This window comes from Ekhidna sp., from assembly GCF_965227465.1.
Classification (GTDB): domain Bacteria; phylum Bacteroidota; class Bacteroidia; order Cytophagales; family Cyclobacteriaceae; genus Ekhidna.
This window is the reverse complement of record NZ_OZ245746.1, coordinates 898,280-921,866: the sequence shown is the minus strand read 5'-3', so window position 1 is coordinate 921,866 and position 23,587 is coordinate 898,280. Positions and strand designations below refer to the sequence as shown.

The window sequence follows — 23,587 nt, the reverse complement described above, 5'->3', positions numbered from 1 at the left end:
AATTGCTGACACTGCGCTGATTATTTAGATTAGCGGATGTGGTTACAAAATACAAATTTCCGATATCCCTGGGCCTGTGCATTATTATTTGCACTGGCCTGGGAGTATTGTCGGTATTTCAGGATTACCTGCAAGCTGTTAGAAACAATGGTTCCTTCTACATTTCTGAATCCCTCCTGTTCAATTCCTTCTGGCTGTTGTTTATTCCAGGCATCCTTGCGCTTAAAAAGCTTTATGCATCAAGAGTAACCTCTAGATTCAAATTGATTATTGGACTTATCCTTTCAATAATTACACATTTGCTTCTTTACGCTGTTCTCATTCATTTCCTATCGCTCTTATTTTTAACGTATGCCTATTCGATCCATCACACCTTGAAATACGGTGTATCCACATTACTTATTTCGCCTTTTGTAATTTATGGTGTAGTACTATTGATAATAGCTAAACAAAAACCTTCGGGCGAAGTATCTTCAGACAGCATAAGAATCAAGGCGGGAAGTGAATTCAAGAAAATCTCATTTAGAGAAATACGCTATTTTCAATCTGAGTCGCCATACATTCGGGTCCATACAGAGCTCAAGAGCTATTTACATAATGCAACATTGAAGGAAATGGAGCTTCAACTAGATCCAAAAGCATTTATACGGATTCACAAATCAGCGATCATAAATCTGAATTACATGGATTCGTATGTATCTCGAAATAATGGTGATTATGATATCAAAATGACCAATGGTGATGTCCTTCGATTAAGTAGGAATTATGCTGCCGACTTTAAGCAATCGGTATAGTTACTCAGGTTAGCATACGTTTTACTCAGGTTAGCAAATTCACCTTGACCACCCTTCCATAATCACCGTTATTGGAGGTATGAAAAACATTTTTACCTTTTTATTCTTATTAGCATACCTCACAGGACATACGCAAACAGGCGGTCCATGTGAAGGGTGTGAAGCTGCGCTGGAATACAATCCAGAAACAATTACAAACATCGACACACTTTCGGGTTTTAGTTCCAATGAACCTCGTTTAAAAATTAGTGGTATAGTGTATCAAAAAGATGGAAGAACTCCGGCGGCCGGTGTAATACTATATATCTATCATACCAACCGTTCAGGAATCTATCCCGGGATTAAGGGGTCGGGCACCTGGCCGAGAAGGCATGGAAAACACAGAGGGTGGATCAAAACCAATAAAGATGGTCGGTACACCTTTTATACTTTTCGACCTGCCTCATACCCCAACAGGCAGGCACCCGAACATATCCATCTGACAGTCAAAGAGCCTAATAAAATTCCGTATTATTTGGACGATTATTTTTTTGATGACGACCCATTACTGACAACCGCTGAAAGGAGAAGCCAAAGAAATCGTGGAGGTTCCGGCATTGTTAAAACGGACAAAACCAAGGATGGAATCATTCAAATCAAAAGAGATATCATTTTAGGCCTAAACATCCCCAATTATGAAAATTAGTTTATTGATCATGTCTTTCTGGATTGCCGGATGTTACGCTAAACCTTCAACCAATCCGCCCAAAAGTTTTGTTTCAAGCGCAGATAATGTAGCTGACACTGTTCCTGTCGATCTTAAAAATTCAATCATCAAATGGAAGGGCACCAAGATGAGAGGCTTAGGAAAACATGAAGGCACCATCAATTTAGCGTCTGGGTTCTTGCTATTTTCTAAAGAGACATTGACCGGAGGGAGCTTTACATTCGATATGCGTACGATCAATGTGACTGACATACCCGAACATGAACCGGTCCCCAGAAGAAATCTCATCAATCACCTAAAGAGTGAAGAGTTTTTTGAGGTTGAAACATTTCCTAAAGCACGGCTCATCATAACGGCTTGTACCTCCATAAATGAAACATTCAATTTAGTCGGGGATCTCACCATCAAGGGACAAACCCATCCCATTTCATTTGAGGCTAATAAAACGAAATATGGATATGAATCAACCCTTGAAATTGATCGTTTCACCTGGGATGTGGCCTATACTGGCAGTTGGGCGAACAGAACATTAGTTGATCGAATGGTCGAATTTAATATTCAGATAAAGATTCCAAAGTCAGCTTTGTGACTCACCATTGAAACCATGGATTGACTGTTGATCACTTTATAAGGAATGTAAAATGATTTGCTCTTAGTATCTTAAAGGTCCTAACCTAAATAGATATGAAGAGAATCTCACTTACCTTCCTTTTTTCGGGAATGTTACTAATGTCTTACGCTCAACCGCAAGTGGTGGATCAGGAGCGTTTTGCCTTCGAACCAAATCTGGAAATTAATCCGGATATTCCACCACCCTCACAGTTTTTAGACTACCCATTAGGAGAAAGCTTTACGGGGTATGCACACATTGTCCAATACTATAAGCAACTCGCTGCGAAATCTCCCCGGGTGCTGTATAATGAGTATGGTGCCACCTATGAAGGTCGCCCGTTAGTAAATCTGGTTATTTCTTCGGAAGAAAATATTCAAAACATAGACGATCTACAGCAAACGCATATAAAGCTGCTAACTGCATCAGAATCTGAAGCACAGACCATCATAGATAACCAACCCGTTTTCACTTCCTTCTCATACAATATCCATGGAAATGAAGCCTCCTCCTCCGAGGCAGCCATGCAAGTAGCCTATCGAATGGCTGCTGCAAAAGATGCAGAAACTTTAGACATATTAAAAAACTCCGTGATCATCATGTACATCTGTATCAATCCGGATGGCAGGGACCGATATGTCTACTGGTATAAATCAATGAAAAGACTGGGTAGACCGGGTGTTGAACCAAAAGACCTGGAACACTTCGAAGGTTGGCCGGGAGGTAGGACAAACCATTATTGGTTTGATCTCAACCGTGATTGGATTTGGGGCGTGCATCCAGAGTCAAGAGGACACACTGGAGAGTATCAAAATTGGATGCCTCAGGTCCACGTTGATTACCACGAGCAAGGTTACAACTCTAATTACTTTACCATGCCAGGAACAACACCTCGCAATAAACTTCTTCCCGATTCTTATGAGTCCTGGTCAAAAGTTTTTGGTGACGCAAATGTTGCACAGTTTGACAAACATCAGATCAATTACTTCACACGAGATGCGTTTGACTTTTTCTATCCGGGGTATGGATCTAGTTGGCCTAGCGTGATGGGGGCTATTGGTATGCTGACCGAGCAAGGGGGCCACTCTGCCGGCGGAAGAATTGTCGAGACCAATGACGGGTATCATTTGACCTTGCGTCAGCGGATTTTTGATCATTACACGACTTCAATCGCTACGATCAAGGCTTCTGCGGTCAACCGAAAAGAATTGTTATCCTATAGTTACAATGCCTGGAAACCTTCCAACAGCAAAACAAGCACAAAAGCGTACTTCTTTTCTGACCAAGACATGTATGCCAATGAAGTGGTCAATGTGCTAAAACGAAACGGAGTAAAAGTCTATCAGGCAAATAGTAACTTTCAAATTGCCAGCGCTAAAGATTATCGAACAGGAAGCTCTGTCAAAAAGACCTTCCCTAAGGGCACGCTCATTGTACCTACCGATCAACCTCGTTCGCTTTTTATTAATTCCATCATGGAACGCAATATGACCATTGAAGACTCTGTGATGTACGACATGGCTACCTGGTCGGCGCCTATTGCTTATAACCTGGACGCATGGTCTACCAATGGATCCTTCTCAGCAGATATGACTGAAGTGGATGATATGTTAGCTTCCACAGGAGAAGTAATCAACCCCAACGCCAGGTATGCTTATGTTATTGACTGGTCACAACGAGATGCACCAAAAGCATTGGCTAAACTATGGGCCAAGAAATACAATGTTCGTTCAGCTGAAGAACCATTTAGCGATGGAAACATGAGTTTTCCGGCTGGATCTTTAATCATACTGAAAGGTAGAAACAGGGAAAAGGCGAACAATATTGAGGAAGATATCAAAGCAATTTCTAATGAAACTGGAGTCAGGATTGTCGGATTTAACACCGGAAGAATGGTTACCGGAATGGATCTGGCTAACTCTGGAAACAGACCTATCAAACAGCCTCGAATAGCCATGATGGTGGATCCTCCTTTCAGTTCATACACAGGAGGTCAAATTTATTTTCTCTTTGACTGGGTGACAGAACTTCCCATTGAACGAATCAGAACAACTGCTCTGGAGCAAACCAGCCTCCCAAAACAAGGATTTCGTTTTGGTGGTGCCGATCTGAATGACTATGATGTGCTCATTTTGCCAGGAGGTGGTGCAACAATCAAAGCCCTGTTTGGAGAAAAGCAGCAGGAACAAATTAAGGAATGGGTTCAAAATGGAGGTACACTCATAGCGACCGAAAGCGCTACCGAATTTTTCACTAAAGAAAATTCTGATATTACAGAGGTAGAGTTGAAAAAATCCCCCAAGGATAGCAGTGAAGAAAGAAGCTACCTAAAGTATGCGGACAGAGAAGATTATTTTGGAAAACGCAGAGTTCCCGGCTCTGCTATGAATGCAATTATTGATACGACTCATCCACTAGCATTCGGAGTTAAATCAAATCTTTATTCACTCCGATTTGGCAATAACGTATTGCAACCATCAGATAAATTTCAAACAGTCGGATATTATCATAAGGACCCATCCAAACTACTAGTCGCCGGGTATGCTTCAGAAGAAAACCTGAATCACATTTCCGGACAGGCATTTGCCGGGGTTGCTAATCTGGGACAAGGCAAGATTGTGTACCTGGTTGACAACACGCAATACAGAATGTTTTGGCTTGGGCCATCACGCATGATGCAAAACGCGGTTATGCTATTGCCGGGTTTCTAAAAACTTAACTTAACACCATGAAGAAATTAATCATCATCATCTTAAGCTGTTGTTCGATTTTAGCTGTAGATGCACAAAAAAAGAAAAGTAAAAATCAAGTCCCTGCATTAGATGCCTCGGTATATGAAGGGCTAAAGTGGCGAAATATAGGCCCTACTCGTGGCGGACGAAGTGTAGCTTCCACCGGGGTTGTATCAGACCCTATGACGTATTACATGGGAACCACAGGTGGGGGTATTTGGAAAACAAATGATGCGGGCATCAACTGGAAAAACGTTTCAGACTGTCAGCTTAAAACAGGTACTGTGGGCGCGATCGCTGTTTCTGAGTCAGACCCTAACGTCATTTATGTGGGCATGGGCGAACATGCAGTTCGTGGGGTGATGACATCAAGTGGAGATGGAGTGTACAAAAGCACAGATGCAGGAAAAACCTGGAAACACATCGGATTGGATAAATCCATGCACATTTCAGATGTAATTATTCACCCGTCAAATCCTGATATTGTTTTTGTTTCGGTACAAGGAGCATTGTATGGACCCACTAGCGATCGAGGGGTCTATAAATCAACAGATGGTGGTATATCCTGGCGTAAGGTCTTATTCGTGGACAATAAAACTGGCGCCTCCTCCCTATCCATGGATATGACAAACCCGCGCATTCTTTATGCCGCCATGTGGGACCATCAACGATATCCATGGACGGTCCGGTCCGGGGGGCCGGGATCCGGTCTTTATAAATCTGTAGATGTTGGAGAAACATGGGAAAAGATGGAAGAAGGTTTACCGGAAGCATTTGGTAAAGCCGGAATCTCTGTTTCCAGAGCTAATCCGGATCGGGTCTTTGCTATTATCGAAGCGGATGGTTCTAAATCAGGACTCTATCGTTCGGATGATGCTGGAAAAAAATGGACGCAAATCAACAAGGATAGAGTGCTAATCACACGGTCATGGTACTACATGGAGGTCTTCGCTGATCCCCAAAATGAAAACATGGTTTACGTCCTTAATGCACCAGCGATGAAGTCCATCGACGGGGGTAGAACCTTCTCCAACGTTTCCGTTCCACATGGAGATAATCACCACTTATGGATCAACCCAACTAACAACAGGATAATGATTAACTCTAATGACGGGGGAAGTAATGTTTCGCTAAATGGTGGTCAATCATGGTCTACTCAACAAAATCAAGCAACCGCTCAGTTTTACCGGGTGATTACTGATAATCAGGTACCGTACAATGTTTACGGTGGCCAACAAGACAACTCTGCTATAGCCATTGCCAGTCGCACCAATGGTTGGGGTATCGGCTGGAAGGATTGGTATTCAGTAGCAGGATGTGAAAGTGCCTATCTGGCTTTCGATCCCGAAAACCCTGAAGTGGTTTACGGTGGGTGCTACCAGGGCATAATCGAGCGATGGGTGAAGGAATCCGGTGAGGGAAAACCCATCATGCAGTATCCTGAAGAACGACTTAGTGGCATTCCGAAGGATTTTAAATACCGATTCAACTGGAATGCTCCAATCATAGCTTCTCCGCACGATCCAAACACAATATATCATGCCGGTAACGTCGTTTTCAAAACAATAGATGGAGGTCAAAATTGGGAAACAATATCACCGGATTTAACCAGAAATGACACCACCAGGCAGGGTCCTGGAGGCAGACCTTATACCAACGAAGCAGCCGGGGGTGAGAATTACAATACACTGATGTACCTGACTGAGTCTCCTCATGAAGAAGGCGTGATTTGGGCCGGATCGGATGATGGATTAGTACATATTACCAGAAACGGGGGAAACAACTGGACGAATGTGACACCCTCCGGACTTCAAGAAGGCATCATTAATTCCATTGAAGTATCTCCGCATGATCCAGCCACAGCTTACATCACCGTAATGAGGTATAAGTTTAATGACCTGACTCCTTTAGCTTACAAAACCAACGATTATGGTTCCAGTTGGACAAAAATTACCAATGGGTTGAATGATCCAAATGGATTTGTGAGGGTCATACGTGAAGATGTTAATGTAAAAGGGCTTCTCTATGCCGGCACAGAAACAGGACTATATGTATCGACTGATGATGGTGCAAACTGGTCCAACTTGCAGTTAAATTTACCGATTGTTCCCATTAATGATTTGACCATCAGACAAAATGACCTCATCGCAGCGACTGCAGGTCGCTCATTTTGGATATTGGATGATCTTAGCGCAATTCAGCAAACATTAGGAAAAGAGCCGGTAAATGGGAGTCTTTTCAGCAAGGAAAATCACTATCGCATCCTGGGAGGAAGCGCTCATGTTGATGCGGGTAGGAACCCTCCATCTGGTGTAACCTTTGACTACTTTCTCACCGAAGAGTTGCCGGACAGTGTTGAATTAAAAATTGAAATACTGGATGGGAATGAAGTAATCAGAAGTTATTCAAGTCAAAAGGATGTATCATTTAAATCTTTTACCGGCGGTCCGCCTGCGCCGCAGTTATTACCTGTAAAAAAAGGAATCAATCGATTTACCTGGGACTTTAAAAGAGAAACACTTCCAGCAGTAGATGGCGTTTTTTCCTTTGGTGATTATTCCGGTTCGCGTGTGGCTCCCGGCACTTATACCATTCAGCTTTTAGTTGAGGCTGACACTCTAACCAAGCAGGTAAATGTTCTGCAAGTACCCGGACAAGAATATGCAAAATCTGACTGGGCACAACAGCAAAAGATGCTGACTTCTCTGGAAGAAATGATCCGTGACATGCATGAAAGTGTGAACATGATGCGGTTAGGGAAATCACAGCTTCAGGCGTACAAAAAAAGACTTAAGGATGTTGAGGAAGCTAAAGATCTGCTTGATACTGCCAGCGCCCTAATAGGGAAAATTGAAAAGTGGGAGAATGACCTCATTCAACCTAAGCAGGAAACATTTCAGGATGTGATCAACTTTCAAAATAAACTCAATACCCAGATGATGAGTCTCAAATCATTCATTGATGTAGCAGATCCAAGAGTTACCCAGGGAGCCAAGGATCGTTTTAAAGATCTTCAGACCCAGTGGCAATCGTATGCAAATCGCAAAATGGAGTTGATTGAAGTAGAGCTAAAGGCATTCAATGATCTTTACAAGAGTTTGGATTTACCGGCCGTTATTTTAAAAGAGTAATTTGTGAGATATATTGGTGCTATTCTGATATTGCTCAGCCTTGCCAGCAATGGGCAATTCAATCCGGAACAAATAGAAATCATTCGTGATGAATGGGGCGTTCCTCACATATACGCCCCAACAGATGCACAGGTATCTTATGGATTAGCCTGGGCCCATGCGGAAGATGATTTCAAAACTATCCAGGAAATCCTTCTCGCTGCTAAGCAAATGATGGGAAGACATTTGGGTCGCGATGGAGCACCAATCGATTATGTGGTGGGACTACTCAGATGTGAGGATATTGTGAATCAGCACCTTCCTGAGGTAGATCCTGCATTCATAAAAATAGTCCAAGGTTACACTGCTGGAATAAATGCTTATGCAGCTAATCACAAAGATGAAGTGTTGGTCAAAAAAGCTTTTCCTGTTACGCTGAAGGATGTTTTTAAGGCTTATGTATTACAGTTAGCCGTTCAGGATGGAGCAGACAACCTGATCCGAAATTTGTTTGATGGAAAGGTGGATACCATCGACTTTGAAACCAAGGGTTCCAATGCATTTGCGATAAGTAGGCAAAAGACAACCAGCGATGAAGTTTTCCTTGCCATAAATTCTCATCAACCGCTGGAAGGTCCTGCTGCCTGGTATGAAGCGCACCTGGTAAGTGATGAAGGTTGGAATATGCTCGGAGGTCTTTTTCCCGGAGGTCCTGTGATCTTTCACGGCACAAACGAACATCTTGGCTGGGCGCATACCGTTAACTACTTTGATAAAAGAGATGTGTTTCAGCTTGAAATGCATCCGGAGAATGATGATTTGTATCGTTTAGATGATGAGTGGCTGGAACTTGAAAAACGGAAGGTCAAACTAAAAGTCAAGGTCTTCCTGGGATTAAAAATTGGGGTGAAAAGAGATGCATACTACTCCAAATATGGCCCTGTCGTCAAAAATAGCAAAGGAGCTTTTGCCTTTAAAATGTCCGTTTTTGATGAAATCAGGGCAATTGAGCAATGGTACAAGATGAACAAGGCACAAAATCTCACCGAATTTAAGAAAGCCCTATCGCTGACAGCTATTCCCAGCTTCAACATTGTGTATGCAGACAAATACGATAGCCTCTACTATGTAGGAAATGGAAAAATTCCATTGAGGAATTCAAATTATGATTGGAGTACCACACTACCTGGAAATACATCAGAAACCCTTTCTGACGGATATCACACTTTCAAGGATTTACCTCAGCTAACAAATCCTCCGTCTGGCTATTTGTTCAATACCAACAATGGTGCCTTCAATGCAACAGCAGCTAAGGATAACCTTTCTTTAGCAGATTTTGATCAAACAATGGGATATCGTGCATTTGATAATAACAGAAGCTATCGGTTCATGGAACTGATCGATCAATATGAAACACTCTCATGGGATGATTTCCTAGACATGAAATACGACGCTACTCTTCCAGACTCATTGGTTTATTGGATTGACCTCAACCCGGTGTTTGATCTTGAGCCTTCTCTAGCTGATTCAGCATCACAGATTCTGGAGATCATCCAAAGGTGGGATAAGAGTGCCCGTGCGGATAAAATTGGGCCGGCACACCTAAATATTCTTTACAAAGGCTTAGCACGTATCTCAGATAAAATTGATATCAATAACATCTCAACCGAACAGTATATAAAGGCTATTGATTATGTCAGAAGATATCTACTCCGCTATTTTGGTAAGATAGACGTGACTCTGGGCGAATATCAGAAATTAGTTCGAGGTGAGGAAGAATATCCAATAGGTGGCTTACCAGATGTCATCGCAGCAATGTATGCTGATTATATGGGTGAAGGCAAAGTACGTGCGAAAACCGGTGAATCGTACATTATGATGGTTAGATATCCGAAAGCTGGACTTCCCATCATTGAGACTACCAATGTTTTTGGAGCATCCAACAGGCCTGAAAGCCCTCACTATGATGACCAAATTCCGCTTTTCTTAAACAGGGAGCGCAAACAAATGACCCTCGATATTGATGAGGTGCGTGAAAATGCCAAACGTATTTATCATCCGAAATAAATACCCACCTCAGAATTAAGTCATACAACCTGCCTGATCAACCATTTATCATTTCGTAGAACCTTGGATCAATAAATTAAAATAAATTGATACCTATGATCTACTAACTGCATCATACTATCACACAAAAACACGATCCTATGAACCTACTTATCAAAAATCTTTCGAAAACCTATTCAAATGGTGTTAAGGCATTAAATGATGTCTCCCTTGATATCCCAACAGGGATGTTTGGCTTATTAGGTCCAAATGGAGCCGGTAAATCCAGTTTGATGCGGACAATCGCAACACTTCAGGAACCGGACACAGGAAGCATCACCTTAGGTGACCTGGATGTATTGAGGGAAAAAGATGAGGTGAGAAAAATTTTAGGATACCTCCCACAGGAATTTGGCGTATATCCTAAAATCAGCGCGGAAGTACTACTCGATCACCTTGCAGTTTTAAAAGGTGTTTCCAACAAAAAAGAACGAAAAGAACTTGTCGAGTCACTGCTTCACAAAACGAATCTGTGGCAAGCCCGAAAGAAAAACCTGGGAGGATACTCCGGAGGTATGAAGCAACGCTTCGGTATTGCTCAAGCTTTACTCTCAAACCCTAAGTTGATTATTGTTGATGAGCCAACAGCCGGCCTTGATCCTGCAGAAAGAAATCGATTTCTGAACCTGCTGAGTGAGCTGGGCGAAAACACCGTTGTGATATTAAGTACCCACATTGTGGATGATGTAAAGGAACTATGCACCAACATGGCAATCATTAATCAAGGCAACCTTTTATATCAGGGAAGCCCTTCCAATGCTTTGGATGCAATTAAGGGCAAGGTATGGCGTAAGAAGATAGAAAAAGCAGAGCTGGAGCAATATAAAGAGCAGTTCACAGTGATTTCTGATCGATTAATTGCAGGGAAACCTGAAATCCATGTATTGTCGGATTCCAATCCGGATCCTTCATTTGAAAGTGTAGAGGCAGATTTAGAGGATGTGTATTTCTCGCATATCCTGTCATCCGTCAACACAGAAGCTGTACCAGCCTAATTCACAACCAAAAGAAAACAATCATGTGGTTTAAAATATTAAAATTCGAAATTCAGTATCGTAAAAAGAGACCTGCTACGTATGTCTACTTTGCCATACTTTTCCTTATGGCTGTGCTGACAATGAGTACAGACATCATTCAAGTTGGAGGTGGATCAGGATTGGTAAAGGAAAACTCTCCTACCACCATTGCAAATATGATGGCCATCTTGTCCGGTATCATGATGATGATTACCTCAGCCATCATGGGAGTTGCGGTTCTCAGAGACTTTGAACACAACACTGAGTCCATGCTCTTCACTTCGCCGATTACCAAGTTTGATTACCTGGTTGGCAGGTTTTTAGGGTCATTTCTTGTCGTATTATTCGTGTTTGTGGGAATGATGCTCGGGTTCATGCTGGGAGAGCTTTTTAATCCTGACAAGGACAAAATGCTCCCTTTTAACCTCTATCACTACCTGCATCCGTTTGCAACTATTGTATTTCCTAACCTTTTCTTTTCGAGCGCGCTATTTTTCATCACAGGTGCGCTTTCACGAAAAATGGTGACGGTATATGCCCAATGGATTTTGTTGTTTGCAGTATACCAAATAGCGCTCATACTTACTCAGGAAGTAGACAATCGCACAATCGCAGCACTCGTAGATCCATTCGCCATTCGCACCATTCAAAACAAGATTCAATACTGGACGGTAGCCGAGCAAAACAGCCTGGTCGTTCCATTTACAGGAATTGTCTTTTGGAATCGAATGATATGGGTAGCCATTGGGATCATCACATTAGTTATTGGGTACTTCTCTTTTAGCTTTAATGTGGTTAGGAAGTCCTGGTTCAAGAAGAAAGGTGCCAAAGCTGAAAGTGCATCCAAAACCAACATTTCAATTCCTACTGTTAATTTCAACTTCGGTTTTAGCACGTATTTGTTACAGCTAAGAAAGCAGACCTGGTTTTACTTCAAGACGGTCATTCGGAGTATTCCGTTTAAAGCCATTATTGGGTTTGGCCTGTTTCTAATGATTGTAAATTCCTTCTTTGTCGGAAGGGTATTTGGAACCTATACGTACCCTACTACCTACCTAATGGTAGAACTGATCACAAATTCCTTTGGCCTATTCTTTCTGATCATTCTGGTATTCTATTCCGGAGAACTGGTTTGGCGCGAACGTGATGTCAAAATCCACTTAATTCAGGATGCCCTTCCCATGCCGGACTTTATCAGCTTAGTCAGTAAGTTTTTAGGGCTGATTCTCGTATTCATTGTACTCAACTTCTTCCTTATCGGTTCCGGGGTGCTGATACAGGCCTTTAAAGGATATTACAAGTTTGATCTCCCGGTATACTTCTACACCTTGTTTACCGAGACACTTTCATTTGTGGTATTGTTTTCACTCTTGGCCTTTTTCGTCCAGGTCATGGTGAATAATAAGTTTCTGGGGCATGCAGTCGTGATTGTATTCTTCATCGCTACTGGTGTGCTTGACTTGCTAGGATTGGAACATAGTCTGTTTCAATTTGGAAGTGCTAGCCTGGGTACCTATTCTGAAATGAATGGTTTTGGGCATTTTGTTACCAGCTTCTCCTGGTTTGATCTGTATTGGCTGGCTTTCAGCATTTTCCTTTTTGGAGTGGCAGTGGTCTTTGCCGTGAGGGGATCAGAAGCAGCAATGAAATGGAGGTGGCACATTGGGAAACTGAGACTCTCAAGACCCATACTAACACTCATCATTACCACATTCCTTACTTTCATCATGTCGGGCTGTTACATTTTTTATAACACCAATATTGAAAACACGTACCGAAATTCTGATGATCAGCAGGCCTTGCAGGCTGATTATGAACGTGCATTGAAAAAGTACGAGTTTATCAAGCAACCTAAAGTCACGCGGATTAATGTCAAGAGTGAGCTATATCCTTACGACCGTGACTATAGCATGGAGGGTACCTACACCCTCAAAAATTATGAAGATGAACCGATCGAGAACATCCATTTACAATTAGGATTAGATGAAGATTTGACGTACGAGGCAGTGACTTTTAGCCAACCAACTACTATTGTTGAGGACTATGATGAATATCGCTACTATGTCCATCAGCTGTCATATCCTTTACAGCCCGGAGATTCGATTACCTTAAATTTTAAATACGTTTTTGATTCCAAAGGATTCAAGGAATCCGGATCAAATACGAGCATCGTTTTCAATGGCACCTTCCTGAATAATGGCAGTTTCCCAAGCATAGGATACAATGCCGGAAATGAATTGGGTAGCGATGATGACAGAAAAGACAATGACCTGGAACCAAAAGAACGCATGATGAAGCGTGACAATCCAATCGGATTGAGTCAAAATTTCATCAGTGACGACTCCCATGGAGTAGACTTTGAAATTATCATTGGAACTGTACCAGATCAGATTGCTATAGCTCCCGGCTATCTCCAAAGAGAATGGGAAGAAAACGGCAGGAGGTACTTCCATTACAAAATGGATCAGCCGATGATGCCATTCTTCAACATTGTATCTGCTCGTTACGAAGTGGTCAAAGATCAAACGACCATCGCATTGAATGACTCGATGACCAGAGATATTGACATGGGAATCTACTACCACGCAGGACACGAATACAACATAGAAAGCATGATGAAAGGCATGAAGCACTCCTTCAAGTACTTCTCTGAAAACTTCAGTCCTTATCAATACCGACAGATGCGGATCCTGGAATTTCCAAGGTATGCTTCTTTTGCACAATCATTTGCCAATACAGTCCCATTCTCAGAGGCGATTGGATTCATGGTGAAAGTTGAAGAAGAGGATGATGTAGATGTGACATACTTTGTGACAGCACATGAGCTGGCTCACCAGTGGTGGGGTCATCAGCTTTTTCCGGCAAATGTTCAGGGAAGTGCCGTGCTTTCAGAGACGCTTTCTCAATACTCTGCATTGATGGTTATGAAACAGGAGTATCCTCAGGAGCACCTAAAGGAATTTCTCAAAGAAGAACTTAACAGGTATCTCAGAGGCAGAACAACGGAGCAGAAGAAAGAAATGCCATTAGCATTGGCAGAAAACCAAGCCTACATACACTACGGAAAAGGCGCCAATATCATGTACGCATTACAGGATTACATCGGAGAGGATAGCGTCAACGTGGCACTTAATAGATTGATTAATGACTGGGGTTTTGGATCCATGGAACGAAATGGAAGATATGCCACGACCATTGATTTAATTGGATACTTAAGAGATGTAACACCTGACAGTCTTCAGGGAGTAATAACTGACTTCTTTGACAAAATCATTCTTTACGAGAATAAAGTAGATGAAGTGACGTATCAGGAAGTGAGTGCTGATAAATACACGGTCAGTCTGGATTTAAATACCAAAAAAATGGAGTCTGACAGTCTGGGCTATTCCACACAAGTATCCATCAATGACTGGATTGATGTTGGGATTTATTCCAGTGATGAAAAAGGCAAGGAGAAGTTGATTTACCTTGAAAAGCATCTGTTTACCGGAGATGAAACCTCCATACAAGTAGAGGTAGATCAAAAACCATCATCTGCAGGCATAGACCCATTAAATAAGCTAATCGATAGAAACCCGGAGGATAACACGAAAAAGGTGTCACTCTCAGAGTCATCCTAAAAAATGACTGTTAATATCAAAAAGCAGCCGTTTGGCTGCTTTTTTTATTTATCTCCGTTGCAAATGCCTATCTTAATACAACAAAAAGTAACCTAATCGTATGAAATCCCCAATCAAATTATTAGCCATAGGCTTGCTAGTAGCCTGTACTCCAACTTCTGAAAAATCTGCTGAGATACAGAAATATTCCATTGCTCAATTTTATGAAAACGTAAGTGTTGGTGGCGGAAGCTTCTCCCCTGACGAAAGTAAACTGCTAATCAACAGCAATGAGACGGGCATCTTCAATGTGTACGAAGTAGACATTGCCTCCGGTGAAAAAACACAACTCACAAACTCGACACAGGAGTCCTACTTTGGACAATCCTACTTTCCCAACGATGATCGCTTTGTTTTCTCCTTTGATGAAGGTGGAAATGAAAACTTTAAGGTCTTTATGATGAGTCCTGAGGGACAGGCAAAAGACCTGACTCCCGGTGATAGCGTGCGAAATGGATTTTGGGGATGGAGCAGAGATGAACAAAGCATGTATATGATGTCCAACAAACGGGATCCTCGCTTTATGGATATCTACGAAATGCAAATTTCTTCAGTAGACGATGAGATGCCTGTAAGCGAAATCATTTATCAAAATTCGGATGGCCTGGACGTAGGAGCCATCTCTCCAAACGAACGATTCTATGCCCTCACACAAGCTATTACAAGTGCAGATGGCAAAATGTATCTGTACGACCGTGAGAGTGGTGAAAAAACCGATATCTCCGAGCATGAAGGAGATGCAACCTATAACCCGCAGTTCTTTAGCCTGGACAATCAAAACCTCTACTATACGACGGACGAAGGAGCGGACTTTGTATACCTCGCAAAAAGAAACCTGGAAACCGGTGAGGTGGAGACTGTTTTCGAAACCAGCTGGGATGTATGGTACGCCTACGATTCCTGGAATGAAAAATATCGGGTCATTGGTATCAACAATGATGCGAAGACAGTGGTGAAAATCTTTAATCAGGAAAGCGATGAAGAAGTACAGCTACCTGAAATTGAAGGTGGCAGTATCAGCTCTGTTAATATCTCAAAAAGCGAAAATCTGGCCAGATTGACCGTTAGTACGTCTGCTTCACCATCGAATATCTACGTGTATAATTTCGAAACCGGTGAGCTTAAGAAATTAACCAATACCTTAAATCCTGAAATTAATGGAGAAGATCTGGTTGAAGGAAAGGTAGTCAGATACCAGTCTTTCGATGGACTCGAAATCCCAGCCATTTACTACCAACCAAAACAAGCTTCCGCTGAAAATAAAGTGCCTGGATTGGTTTGGGTTCATGGTGGACCGGGCGGCCAATCCAGACTTAGCTATTTCGCACTGGTCCAATACCTGGTAAATCATGGCTATGTCGTGCTAGCTGTGAATAACCGTGGAAGTGGCGGTTATGGCAAAGAATTTAATCATCTGGATGACAAAAACCACGGTGATAAAGATCTCAAGGATTGTGTGGCCGGCAAGGATTTTCTTGCCTCTACGGGAGTCGTGGATATGGAAAAAGTAGGAATCATTGGTGGGTCATATGGGGGATACATGGTGATGGCAGCTCTGGCTTTTGAGCCTGAAGCTTTTGATGTAGGTGTAAACATCTTCGGAGTGACCAATTGGCTCAGAACATTAAAGTCCATTCCTCCTTACTGGGAGAGTTTCAGAAAAGCATTGTATGATGAATTAGGGGACCCAACAACGGAAGACTCAGTCAGACTTTATGAGATATCTCCACTATTCCATACACAGAATGTTACTAAGCCCTTGATGGTGCTGCAAGGCGCAAATGATGTGCGAGTGCTGCAGGTAGAATCAGATGAAATTGTGGAAGGCGTACGAGCCAATGGCGTGCCGGTCGAGTATGTGGTCTTTGAAGATGAAGGCCATGGGTTCCGCAAAAATGAAAATGCCATAGAGGGATATGGTCAGATTAAAGTATTTCTGGACAAGTACCTGAAAGGTGAAGGTGAAATGGAAACCACTGCATCCGGAGGAATGTAGAATAAAAAGATAGTAGAGAGGCAGCCATTGGCTGCCTTTTTTATGCAAAAAAATGAAAGACACGCTCAAGCTGGCACGCATTCAGATTCTGGTTGCCATTTTATTTGTTATTGGAAAAGCCTGGTTCAGGCCCTTCGTATTAAATGGAGACTTTCACATTGTTTTTGACATCATTGTCTTATCACTACCCAACTTCTTTGAAGGGATCGTTGGGGTGTTATCATTGACCTACATCGGTTTATACCTCAATCACCGTTTGGTCGCTCCTAAACAAAAGATTCAGCCAAAGCGTATCTATGTAATCGCTACGGTCCTGGCAACCATTTTCGTACTAACGCAGGAATTCAAAATTCACAATCTGGGTGGCAATAACGTTTACGACCCCTATGATGTCCTCTTTTCCATCATCGGCCTGACTTTTGGTTTATCCATCGTCTGGAAAATTCAACCCATTGTTGATTAATTCGCTGTTCTGGCTGCACGATATCCATAAGCCGCATTTCTCGGTCCCCCACTCCAGGCACCATAGGTGCGAAATCCAATTGGACTGTATGGGTTAAAATCAGTGATCTCCCCTCGTACGCCGTAATAGCCACCACCCCGGTAGCCATATCCTTTGACCTCTCTAAAACCTTCCGGCCAATCTTCGACATCTGCATATCCATAGTAACTGATGCTGCCATCGCCGTGTACTCCGGTAAAGGAGCGTCCGACCTCATCACCTACCGTGATTACTTTCTCCCACATGCTGCCTGCCAGATTCATCACCCAATAATAGGAAGCCCCAAATTGTGCCCTATTGCTTTCCGCAAGATCAGCTTCCGTCAACCCATTAAGCATCGCCTGCTCCTGAGTAGCCGGGTTTATTCGCAGCGCCATTTCATCAATGGTTGTTGTGTTCCATGGGTATTCGTTTGGCTTAGGTTTTAGCGGCCCACGGGATGCTTTGGTAAATTCAAACTCTGTGTACGGCCTCAGGGCAGCCCAATCCGTAAATGCCATCATATCGTCCCAATGGAAGTAAACGTTTCGTCTATTGGGGGCGTCAGCTACATATTTCCCATTTTCGAGCTTAATGGTGCCTCCATGCTCCCGATAGTTTGGTGAGCCAAAGTTGACACGAACCGTGGCTGCAGTACTGCCAATTAGGTTGAGAAATTTGGTATATAGCCCCTGGGTAACCTCGTATTTCATGATGTAAAAAGCCCCATACCCATTCGGAAACGTGGCAGGAATAGGGCCTTGCTGGTCTCCCTGGTAAATTTTATCCTCACTTCGGTAGTAAAGTGCACCGTCATTTGGGCCTACAGCAATCTCCTGATTCACGGAGGTGATCTTAAACAATCCGTCAAACGCTCCGTTGGCATCCGATTGATAAAATGCACCATAATCCAGCGCGGGAGTGTAAGGATCTCCCAGGGTAAAACCACCTTCAGGGATGTAAACCATTTCTATAGCCACACCTTCTACCCGTTCAAAACGCGTACTCAATTTGGTTTTTGCCGTGTCTCTTTCAACAGTAATGTGATAGGTAAGATCCCCTCTGTATGTTGATCCGGCTCGCACAAAAAGCCCGGTACCATCCTCAGCAATTTCTATTGCAGCATCCGGCATTGAAGGTGATCCTTTCCACAACATGCGTCCGGTTCCCTTCTTCAAATATTGATGTGCAGACCTGGTATTTTGATCCAGCTTGAAAAAGACCCAGGAAGCATCGTGATTCCGATCATTGTTCCAGCTATTTTTCCAGGAAATGGTAAAATTGATAGCGTTTGGCTGGTCATCAATTCCGCGAACGGTCTCTGCATAGGTGATCTTCACATCAGTGGCAAAGCAAGTCGAAATACCAATTACAAAAATGAAAAATGAAGCAGTCCTTTTAAAATTCATAACATGGAGGTTTTTAACAAAATCAATTTAACGTTGATTTCCGAAAGAAGATAACCATCCATGTAATCCTTTTTTACATCGCCTTCTGCATTTGTTACCTTTAAACTTCCAAAATTCAACCCCCTCATGAGATACTTAATTATTCTGATCACCCTCACATTTTCCATTGGTGCAATTGCACAAGATGTTCCCGGGTATTCCGGTAAATTCAATGCGATTGACCGACTACTTGAACCGCCCAGCCCCTACCGTACCGCCTCAGGTGCACCGGGAGAGGATTACTGGCAGCAGCGCGCAGACTATAAAATCAAAGCTTCCATTGATGAAAATACCAATGAGTTGGTGGGTGAGGAAACCATCACTTACTTCAATAACTCACCTCACGACCTAAAATTCCTTTGGCTAAACATTGAACAAAATGTAAACAGAAAAGGCAATGAAGACTTTGGTGACGTGATGGGAGGAGTAAAAGACTCCATTTCGTCTCTTCAGATGCAATACCTCGTCCGCCCAATTGATTTTCCTGCCGGAACAGACATCCAATGGATCAGAGATGCCAATGGCAATGACCTGGATTACATCGTTAATAATACGCTACTGAGAATCAACCTGCCTCAACCACTTATGTCTGGTCTGAACATCACTTTCTCCATCAAGTGGAAAAACTACATCACCGATCGGGCCAAATTCCTGCTATCCAGAGAAGGCTATGAATACTTTCCGGAAGATGATAATAAGGTATTTCTCCTGGGTCATTGGTTTCCACGCATGGCTGTCTACAACGACACGGAAGGGTGGCAAAACAAACAATTTAGAAGACTGGGTGAGTTTGCATTGGAGTTCGGTGATTATGAAGTAGAGCTGACCGTTCCGGAAGATCACATTGTGGCCGGTACAGGCGTACTTACCAATGAATCCGAAGTACTTTCAAAGGTGCAGCGGGAACGAATGGAGAAAGCACGCCAATCATTTGAGGGACAGCTTTTTATCGTTACGCCTGATGAAGCCCGTTCGAATGAAGCGTCTAAATCCACCGGCACCAAAACCTGGAAATTCAGCGCAAAAAATGTACGTGATGTAGCTTTTGCAAGCTCCCGAAAGTTCATCTGGGATGCGATGGCGGTCAAACTGCCAACTAATACGGTGATGGCCATGTCATTTTACCCGAAAGAGGGACTGCCGGTTTGGACAGAAGAGTCTACCAATGGTGTAAAGCAGGCACTTGAAGTCTATTCTGAGGCTACTTTCGATTATCCGTATCCGGTTGCCATCTCTGTCAACACCTCCAACATCGGAATGGAATTCCCGATGATCTCTTTCAATGGAGGACGACCGGTGAATGGCCAAATCAGCGAGCAAGCCCGCAGAGGTATGACCAGTACCATCATCCATGAGGTGGGTCACAACTGGTTCCCGATGATCGTTAGTTCCGATGAACGAAAGTGGATGTGGATGGATGAAGGATTGAATACGTTCCTGCACCAGCGCACCTTGGCCGAGCGTTATCCACAGTGGTCCAGCACCCAACCCAAGGACATCATTCCTTTCATGATGGGCGATCAAAAAACCTTACGCCCGGTAATGACCAATTCAGACAATGACCTCCTCTTCCAAATGGGAGCGAACTTTTATCAAAAGCCAACCGTCGGTCTTCAAATGCTGCGTCAGACGATTGTCGGAAAAGAGCTGTTTGACATAGCCTTTAAAGAGTATGCGAACCGCTGGAAATACAAACATCCAAACCCTTCAGACTTTTTTCGAACGCTGGAAGACGGTACTGCGACCGATCTTGATTGGTTTTTTAAAGGTTGGTTTTTTACCACAGAGACTGTGGATATTGACCTAGCCGAGGTAAAATGGTTTCAGCTGAAAGAAGAACAAGCCACCATTGAGAATAAACAACAGAAAGGAAACACCAAACGCATATCTGGTTCAGCAAAAAGTGCGAATGCAAACGATTTCTCAGATGGCCCTCAGTCCTTCACATTGACACCTACCCGTGATGGTAATTATGGCCAATTTTTAAGTCGACTAGATGAATCCAAAATGCGGGATCAGCTTTCCGGTAAACACATCTATGAGCTGACATTCGAAAATAAGGGTGGCTTAGTTATGCCGGTTATCATTGAGTGGACCTACGCAGATGGCACCAAAGAGATGCAGCAGCTACCGGCGGAAATCTGGCGATTAAATGAAGCAAAAGTGACCAAAACCTTCCTGAAAGAGAAAGAAGTCGTGAGTATTGCAGTTGATCCAAATCAGCAATTACCGGATGTTAATGTGACAAATAATGTCTTTCCAAGAAAAGAACAAACGGATAAATTTGAGGAAATGAAAGATGAGTAACTTTGTATTTCAAACCACCGACATATATGTCAGAAAACGAAGACGTAATACCAAACATAAGATTTAATCCGAATACCGGATTGATAAGAATTGAAGGACGCTCAGCGATGCGTGACGTTCAGGATTTTTATTTACCGTTCATTGAGCAAATCAAAAACACGACCGTCCCGACATTCATTGTAGAAATAAAGCTGGAGCATTTTGATACCGGTACCATGAAGTGCCTCTACCAGATGATGCTGGAGCTAAAAGAGAAGCAAGCGATGGGTGCCCTGTTGATGGTACGCTGGTTTAGCGAAGAGGGGGATGACGATCACAAAGAACAAGGTGAAGACCTGGAATCCAAATCCGGTATTCCCTTTCAATACAAAACCTACTAAACAAAAAAAGGTGGCCCGAAAGCCACCTTTTTTCTTTGCTATAGCGCAATTAATCCTTCGTTCCCTGAACGGTCACTCCGAATTGCTTCAATTCCATTGTCATGGCGGTCTTTTCTCCGCTATCGTCAAACTGAATGACGATCATGCCGTCCAACGACTCCCACTTATCTCCTTTTGGCAATACCACCGAATTCATTCCAGCTGCCGGCACTTTTACTTTGATCAACCCATCCTCATTGGCCATCATGGCCTGGATGTTGAAGTTAGCAATGGTGTAGGTACCTACAACATAATCAGGTACTTCCACGCCAGCCATTCGATCCTTTAATGATGGGAAGAAGTTATCCGAATCATCCAGGTCAGGTACACTCGCATTTACCGAGATGGTCTTGACTTCCTTGTAATTTGGAATCTCAATTTCAACCTGAGAGCCGTCTTTCCAAACGCTTGCAGAATTGGATAGTTCAAAGTCGGTTTCATCATTGTAGGTCACCTCTACTTTTACAGGAACTGGTCGCTTGCCATTGTTCATGACCTGCAGTTTTCCTTTTTTAAACTCTCCGATCTGCACATCCGGGTAGCCGTAATCGAAGAACCAGGGCTTCCACAACCAGCTCAGATCCTGACCACTAACGTCTTCAAACGTGTAGAAGAAATCGTAAGGGATCGGAGACTTTTTCGCCCAGCGGTTGATGTACTCCTTGTAAGCTTTCAGGAAAAGCTCGTCACCCAGGTGATGATGCAACATGGAGTAAATGAATGCCGGCAATGGATATGCAGAATACCCATAGTTCGTGCCATCCATAAACTGTGAAGAGGTGAAAAGCGGCAGATCTTCGTACTGTCCCTGCATCCCTCCTACACTTCCTTTGTAATTGGTAAATAATGGATCCTGATCATCCTGAAAAAAGCGATTGGTCACCAAAGAAGTGATGTAATCTGCCCATCCTTCATCCATCCATGCAAATCTTCGCTCATTGACACGCACATACATCGGAAAGTACATGTGGTACATTTCGTGCACTGTCACACCAAGTCCCGGACCTCCATTGTAGGCCATCATTGGGAACTCCATGCCACCACCACCCAAGCCGATGAACGTGGTAAATCGAGGATATGGATACGCCACTCCCGGGATATCTTCCGAGAAGTGTTTCATGGTCTTTTGCTGATTAGGTGTCATGGCAGCAAACCCTTGCGGGTTCCCACTCGGGTATACTGAGCTGATCAACACATCTTTTCCATCCACTTTTTGGGATGCTGCATTCCAGTCGTAGTGATCACTCATGGCAAATGCAAAATCGGGCACCTCATCCGCCTTGAACTTCCACGTGCCCGACTTGTGAGAAAATCCACCTTGCAGGTCGTCACCGTTGATGATGTCCATCGGTTCGGTAGCCGTCATTGCCGTGTTGTATCGCTCCAGAATATCCGCATTGAATACCTCCTCTGGATTTTGCAATACGCCTGTTGCCCAAACGGTAAACGATTCAGGCACATTAAACTCCACATCGAAGTTTGCCAGGTTGTTATAAAATTCGGTACGGAACGAATAGTTCTGTGTGTCCCAACCGAACACATCGTCGTATACCGCCACTTGCGGATACCAGTAAGCCACGAAGAAAGACGTGCTGTCTGCCACACCTGTTCTTCTGTTGGTGTAAGGCACAAACTGCTCCCAGTTAATGGCCAGATCGATACTCTCTCCACTTTTAAGTGCCTCTTCCAGTCGAATGAAAAGATTGGTGCCGTTTCTGGTTACTGAGCGGCTCTCCATATCCAGGGAATCTCCACGGACCTGAACCATGTTTAGCGTAACTCCATCATCCACATCTCGCTCATCTACCCGTGAGGCGCGCGGGTTTCCTTTCCGGTACACATCGTTATACAATCGAACAACGAGGGTACTAAGATCATCCGGGCTGTTGTTGGTATAGGTGATCGTAGACTCACCCGAGATTCCACGTGTTTCCGGATCGATGGTCGCCTTGATGGTATAATCTACGGTGTTGTGCCAGTAGTTTGCGCCTGGCTTACCGTCATACGACCGGGTGCCGTTTTTGTATGCTTGCTGCATCTCCTTAGGCATGAAGAACCGCTTCTCCTGCGCCACCAGCGATACACAAAGCATCAGTGTGATTAATGTTACTATTTGTCTCATAGGGTTTTTAATTATTTGAAATTAGTGATGCACAAAGAAAACGAATTGTTGCAGGAAGCACACAACCGCTGATGGAATTTG

Annotated in this window: 14 protein-coding genes; 12 read left to right on the top strand and 2 right to left on the bottom strand. The window is 43.3% G+C overall.

Annotated features, from left to right (window positions below):
- Window positions 1-38 precede the first annotated feature (38 nt).
- From ACO05G_RS04215 to ACO05G_RS04170, 10 genes are all read left to right on the top strand, one after another.
- A complete protein-coding gene (locus ACO05G_RS04215) occupies window positions 39-794 on the top strand; it encodes a LytR/AlgR family response regulator transcription factor (protein ID WP_421764832.1) in 756 nt (251 codons plus the stop codon).
- 79 nt (window positions 795-873) lie between these two features.
- Window positions 874-1,479: an intradiol ring-cleavage dioxygenase gene (locus ACO05G_RS04210; RefSeq protein ID WP_421764831.1), complete on the top strand. Its 606-nt coding sequence runs from the start codon at window positions 874-876 to the stop codon at window positions 1,477-1,479.
- Window positions 1,469-2,089 carry a YceI family protein gene (locus ACO05G_RS04205; RefSeq protein ID WP_421764830.1) on the top strand — a complete coding sequence of 207 codons (621 nt, stop codon included), beginning with the start codon at window positions 1,469-1,471 and terminating at the stop codon, window positions 2,087-2,089. The genes ACO05G_RS04210 and ACO05G_RS04205 overlap by 11 nt, the downstream gene beginning before the upstream one ends.
- A gap of 95 nt (window positions 2,090-2,184) precedes the next feature.
- Window positions 2,185-4,821, top strand: coding sequence for a M14 family zinc carboxypeptidase (locus ACO05G_RS04200; protein ID WP_421764829.1), 2,637 nt, complete (start codon window positions 2,185-2,187; stop codon window positions 4,819-4,821).
- 17 nt (window positions 4,822-4,838) lie between these two features.
- On the top strand, window positions 4,839-7,973 hold the full coding sequence (locus ACO05G_RS04195; protein WP_421764828.1) for a VPS10 domain-containing protein: 3,135 nt from the start codon (window positions 4,839-4,841) through the stop codon (window positions 7,971-7,973).
- A gap of 3 nt (window positions 7,974-7,976) precedes the next feature.
- The gene (locus tag ACO05G_RS04190; RefSeq protein ID WP_421764827.1) at window positions 7,977-10,019 is read left to right on the top strand and encodes a penicillin acylase family protein; all 2,043 of its coding nucleotides are present in this window, start codon (window positions 7,977-7,979) and stop codon (window positions 10,017-10,019) included.
- A 140-nt stretch (window positions 10,020-10,159) separates the two neighbouring features.
- Complete coding sequence (locus tag ACO05G_RS04185; protein WP_421764826.1) at window positions 10,160-11,053, top strand: ABC transporter ATP-binding protein; 894 nt, start codon at window positions 10,160-10,162, stop codon at window positions 11,051-11,053.
- A gap of 23 nt (window positions 11,054-11,076) precedes the next feature.
- A complete protein-coding gene (locus ACO05G_RS04180) occupies window positions 11,077-14,694 on the top strand; it encodes an ABC transporter permease/M1 family aminopeptidase (protein WP_421764825.1) in 3,618 nt (1,205 codons plus the stop codon).
- Between the two features lie 100 nt (window positions 14,695-14,794).
- Window positions 14,795-16,729, top strand: coding sequence for an alpha/beta fold hydrolase (locus tag ACO05G_RS04175; RefSeq protein ID WP_421764824.1), 1,935 nt, complete (start codon window positions 14,795-14,797; stop codon window positions 16,727-16,729).
- 52 nt (window positions 16,730-16,781) lie between these two features.
- The gene (locus ACO05G_RS04170; RefSeq protein WP_421764823.1) at window positions 16,782-17,192 is read left to right on the top strand and encodes a hypothetical protein; all 411 of its coding nucleotides are present in this window, start codon (window positions 16,782-16,784) and stop codon (window positions 17,190-17,192) included.
- Here the strand turns inward: ACO05G_RS04170 and ACO05G_RS04165 are convergent.
- Entirely contained in the window at window positions 17,189-18,619 is a 1,431-nt protein-coding gene (locus ACO05G_RS04165) for an SUMF1/EgtB/PvdO family nonheme iron enzyme (RefSeq protein WP_421764822.1), read from the bottom strand. The two genes, ACO05G_RS04170 and ACO05G_RS04165, sit on opposite strands and share 4 nt — an antisense overlap.
- A gap of 126 nt (window positions 18,620-18,745) precedes the next feature.
- Here ACO05G_RS04165 and ACO05G_RS04160 point away from each other — a divergent pair, with 126 nt between their 5' ends.
- Window positions 18,746-20,965 (top strand): M1 family metallopeptidase, encoded by a 2,220-nt coding sequence (locus tag ACO05G_RS04160; protein ID WP_421764821.1) that lies wholly within the window; start codon window positions 18,746-18,748, stop codon window positions 20,963-20,965.
- A gap of 26 nt (window positions 20,966-20,991) precedes the next feature.
- On the top strand, window positions 20,992-21,345 hold the full coding sequence (locus ACO05G_RS04155) for a SiaC family regulatory phosphoprotein (protein WP_421764820.1): 354 nt from the start codon (window positions 20,992-20,994) through the stop codon (window positions 21,343-21,345).
- Between the two features lie 49 nt (window positions 21,346-21,394).
- Here the strand turns inward: ACO05G_RS04155 and ACO05G_RS04150 are convergent, their stop codons facing one another.
- Window positions 21,395-23,506 (bottom strand): M1 family metallopeptidase, encoded by a 2,112-nt coding sequence (locus ACO05G_RS04150; protein ID WP_421764819.1) that lies wholly within the window; start codon window positions 23,504-23,506, stop codon window positions 21,395-21,397.
- Between the last annotated feature and the right edge of the window lie 81 nt (window positions 23,507-23,587).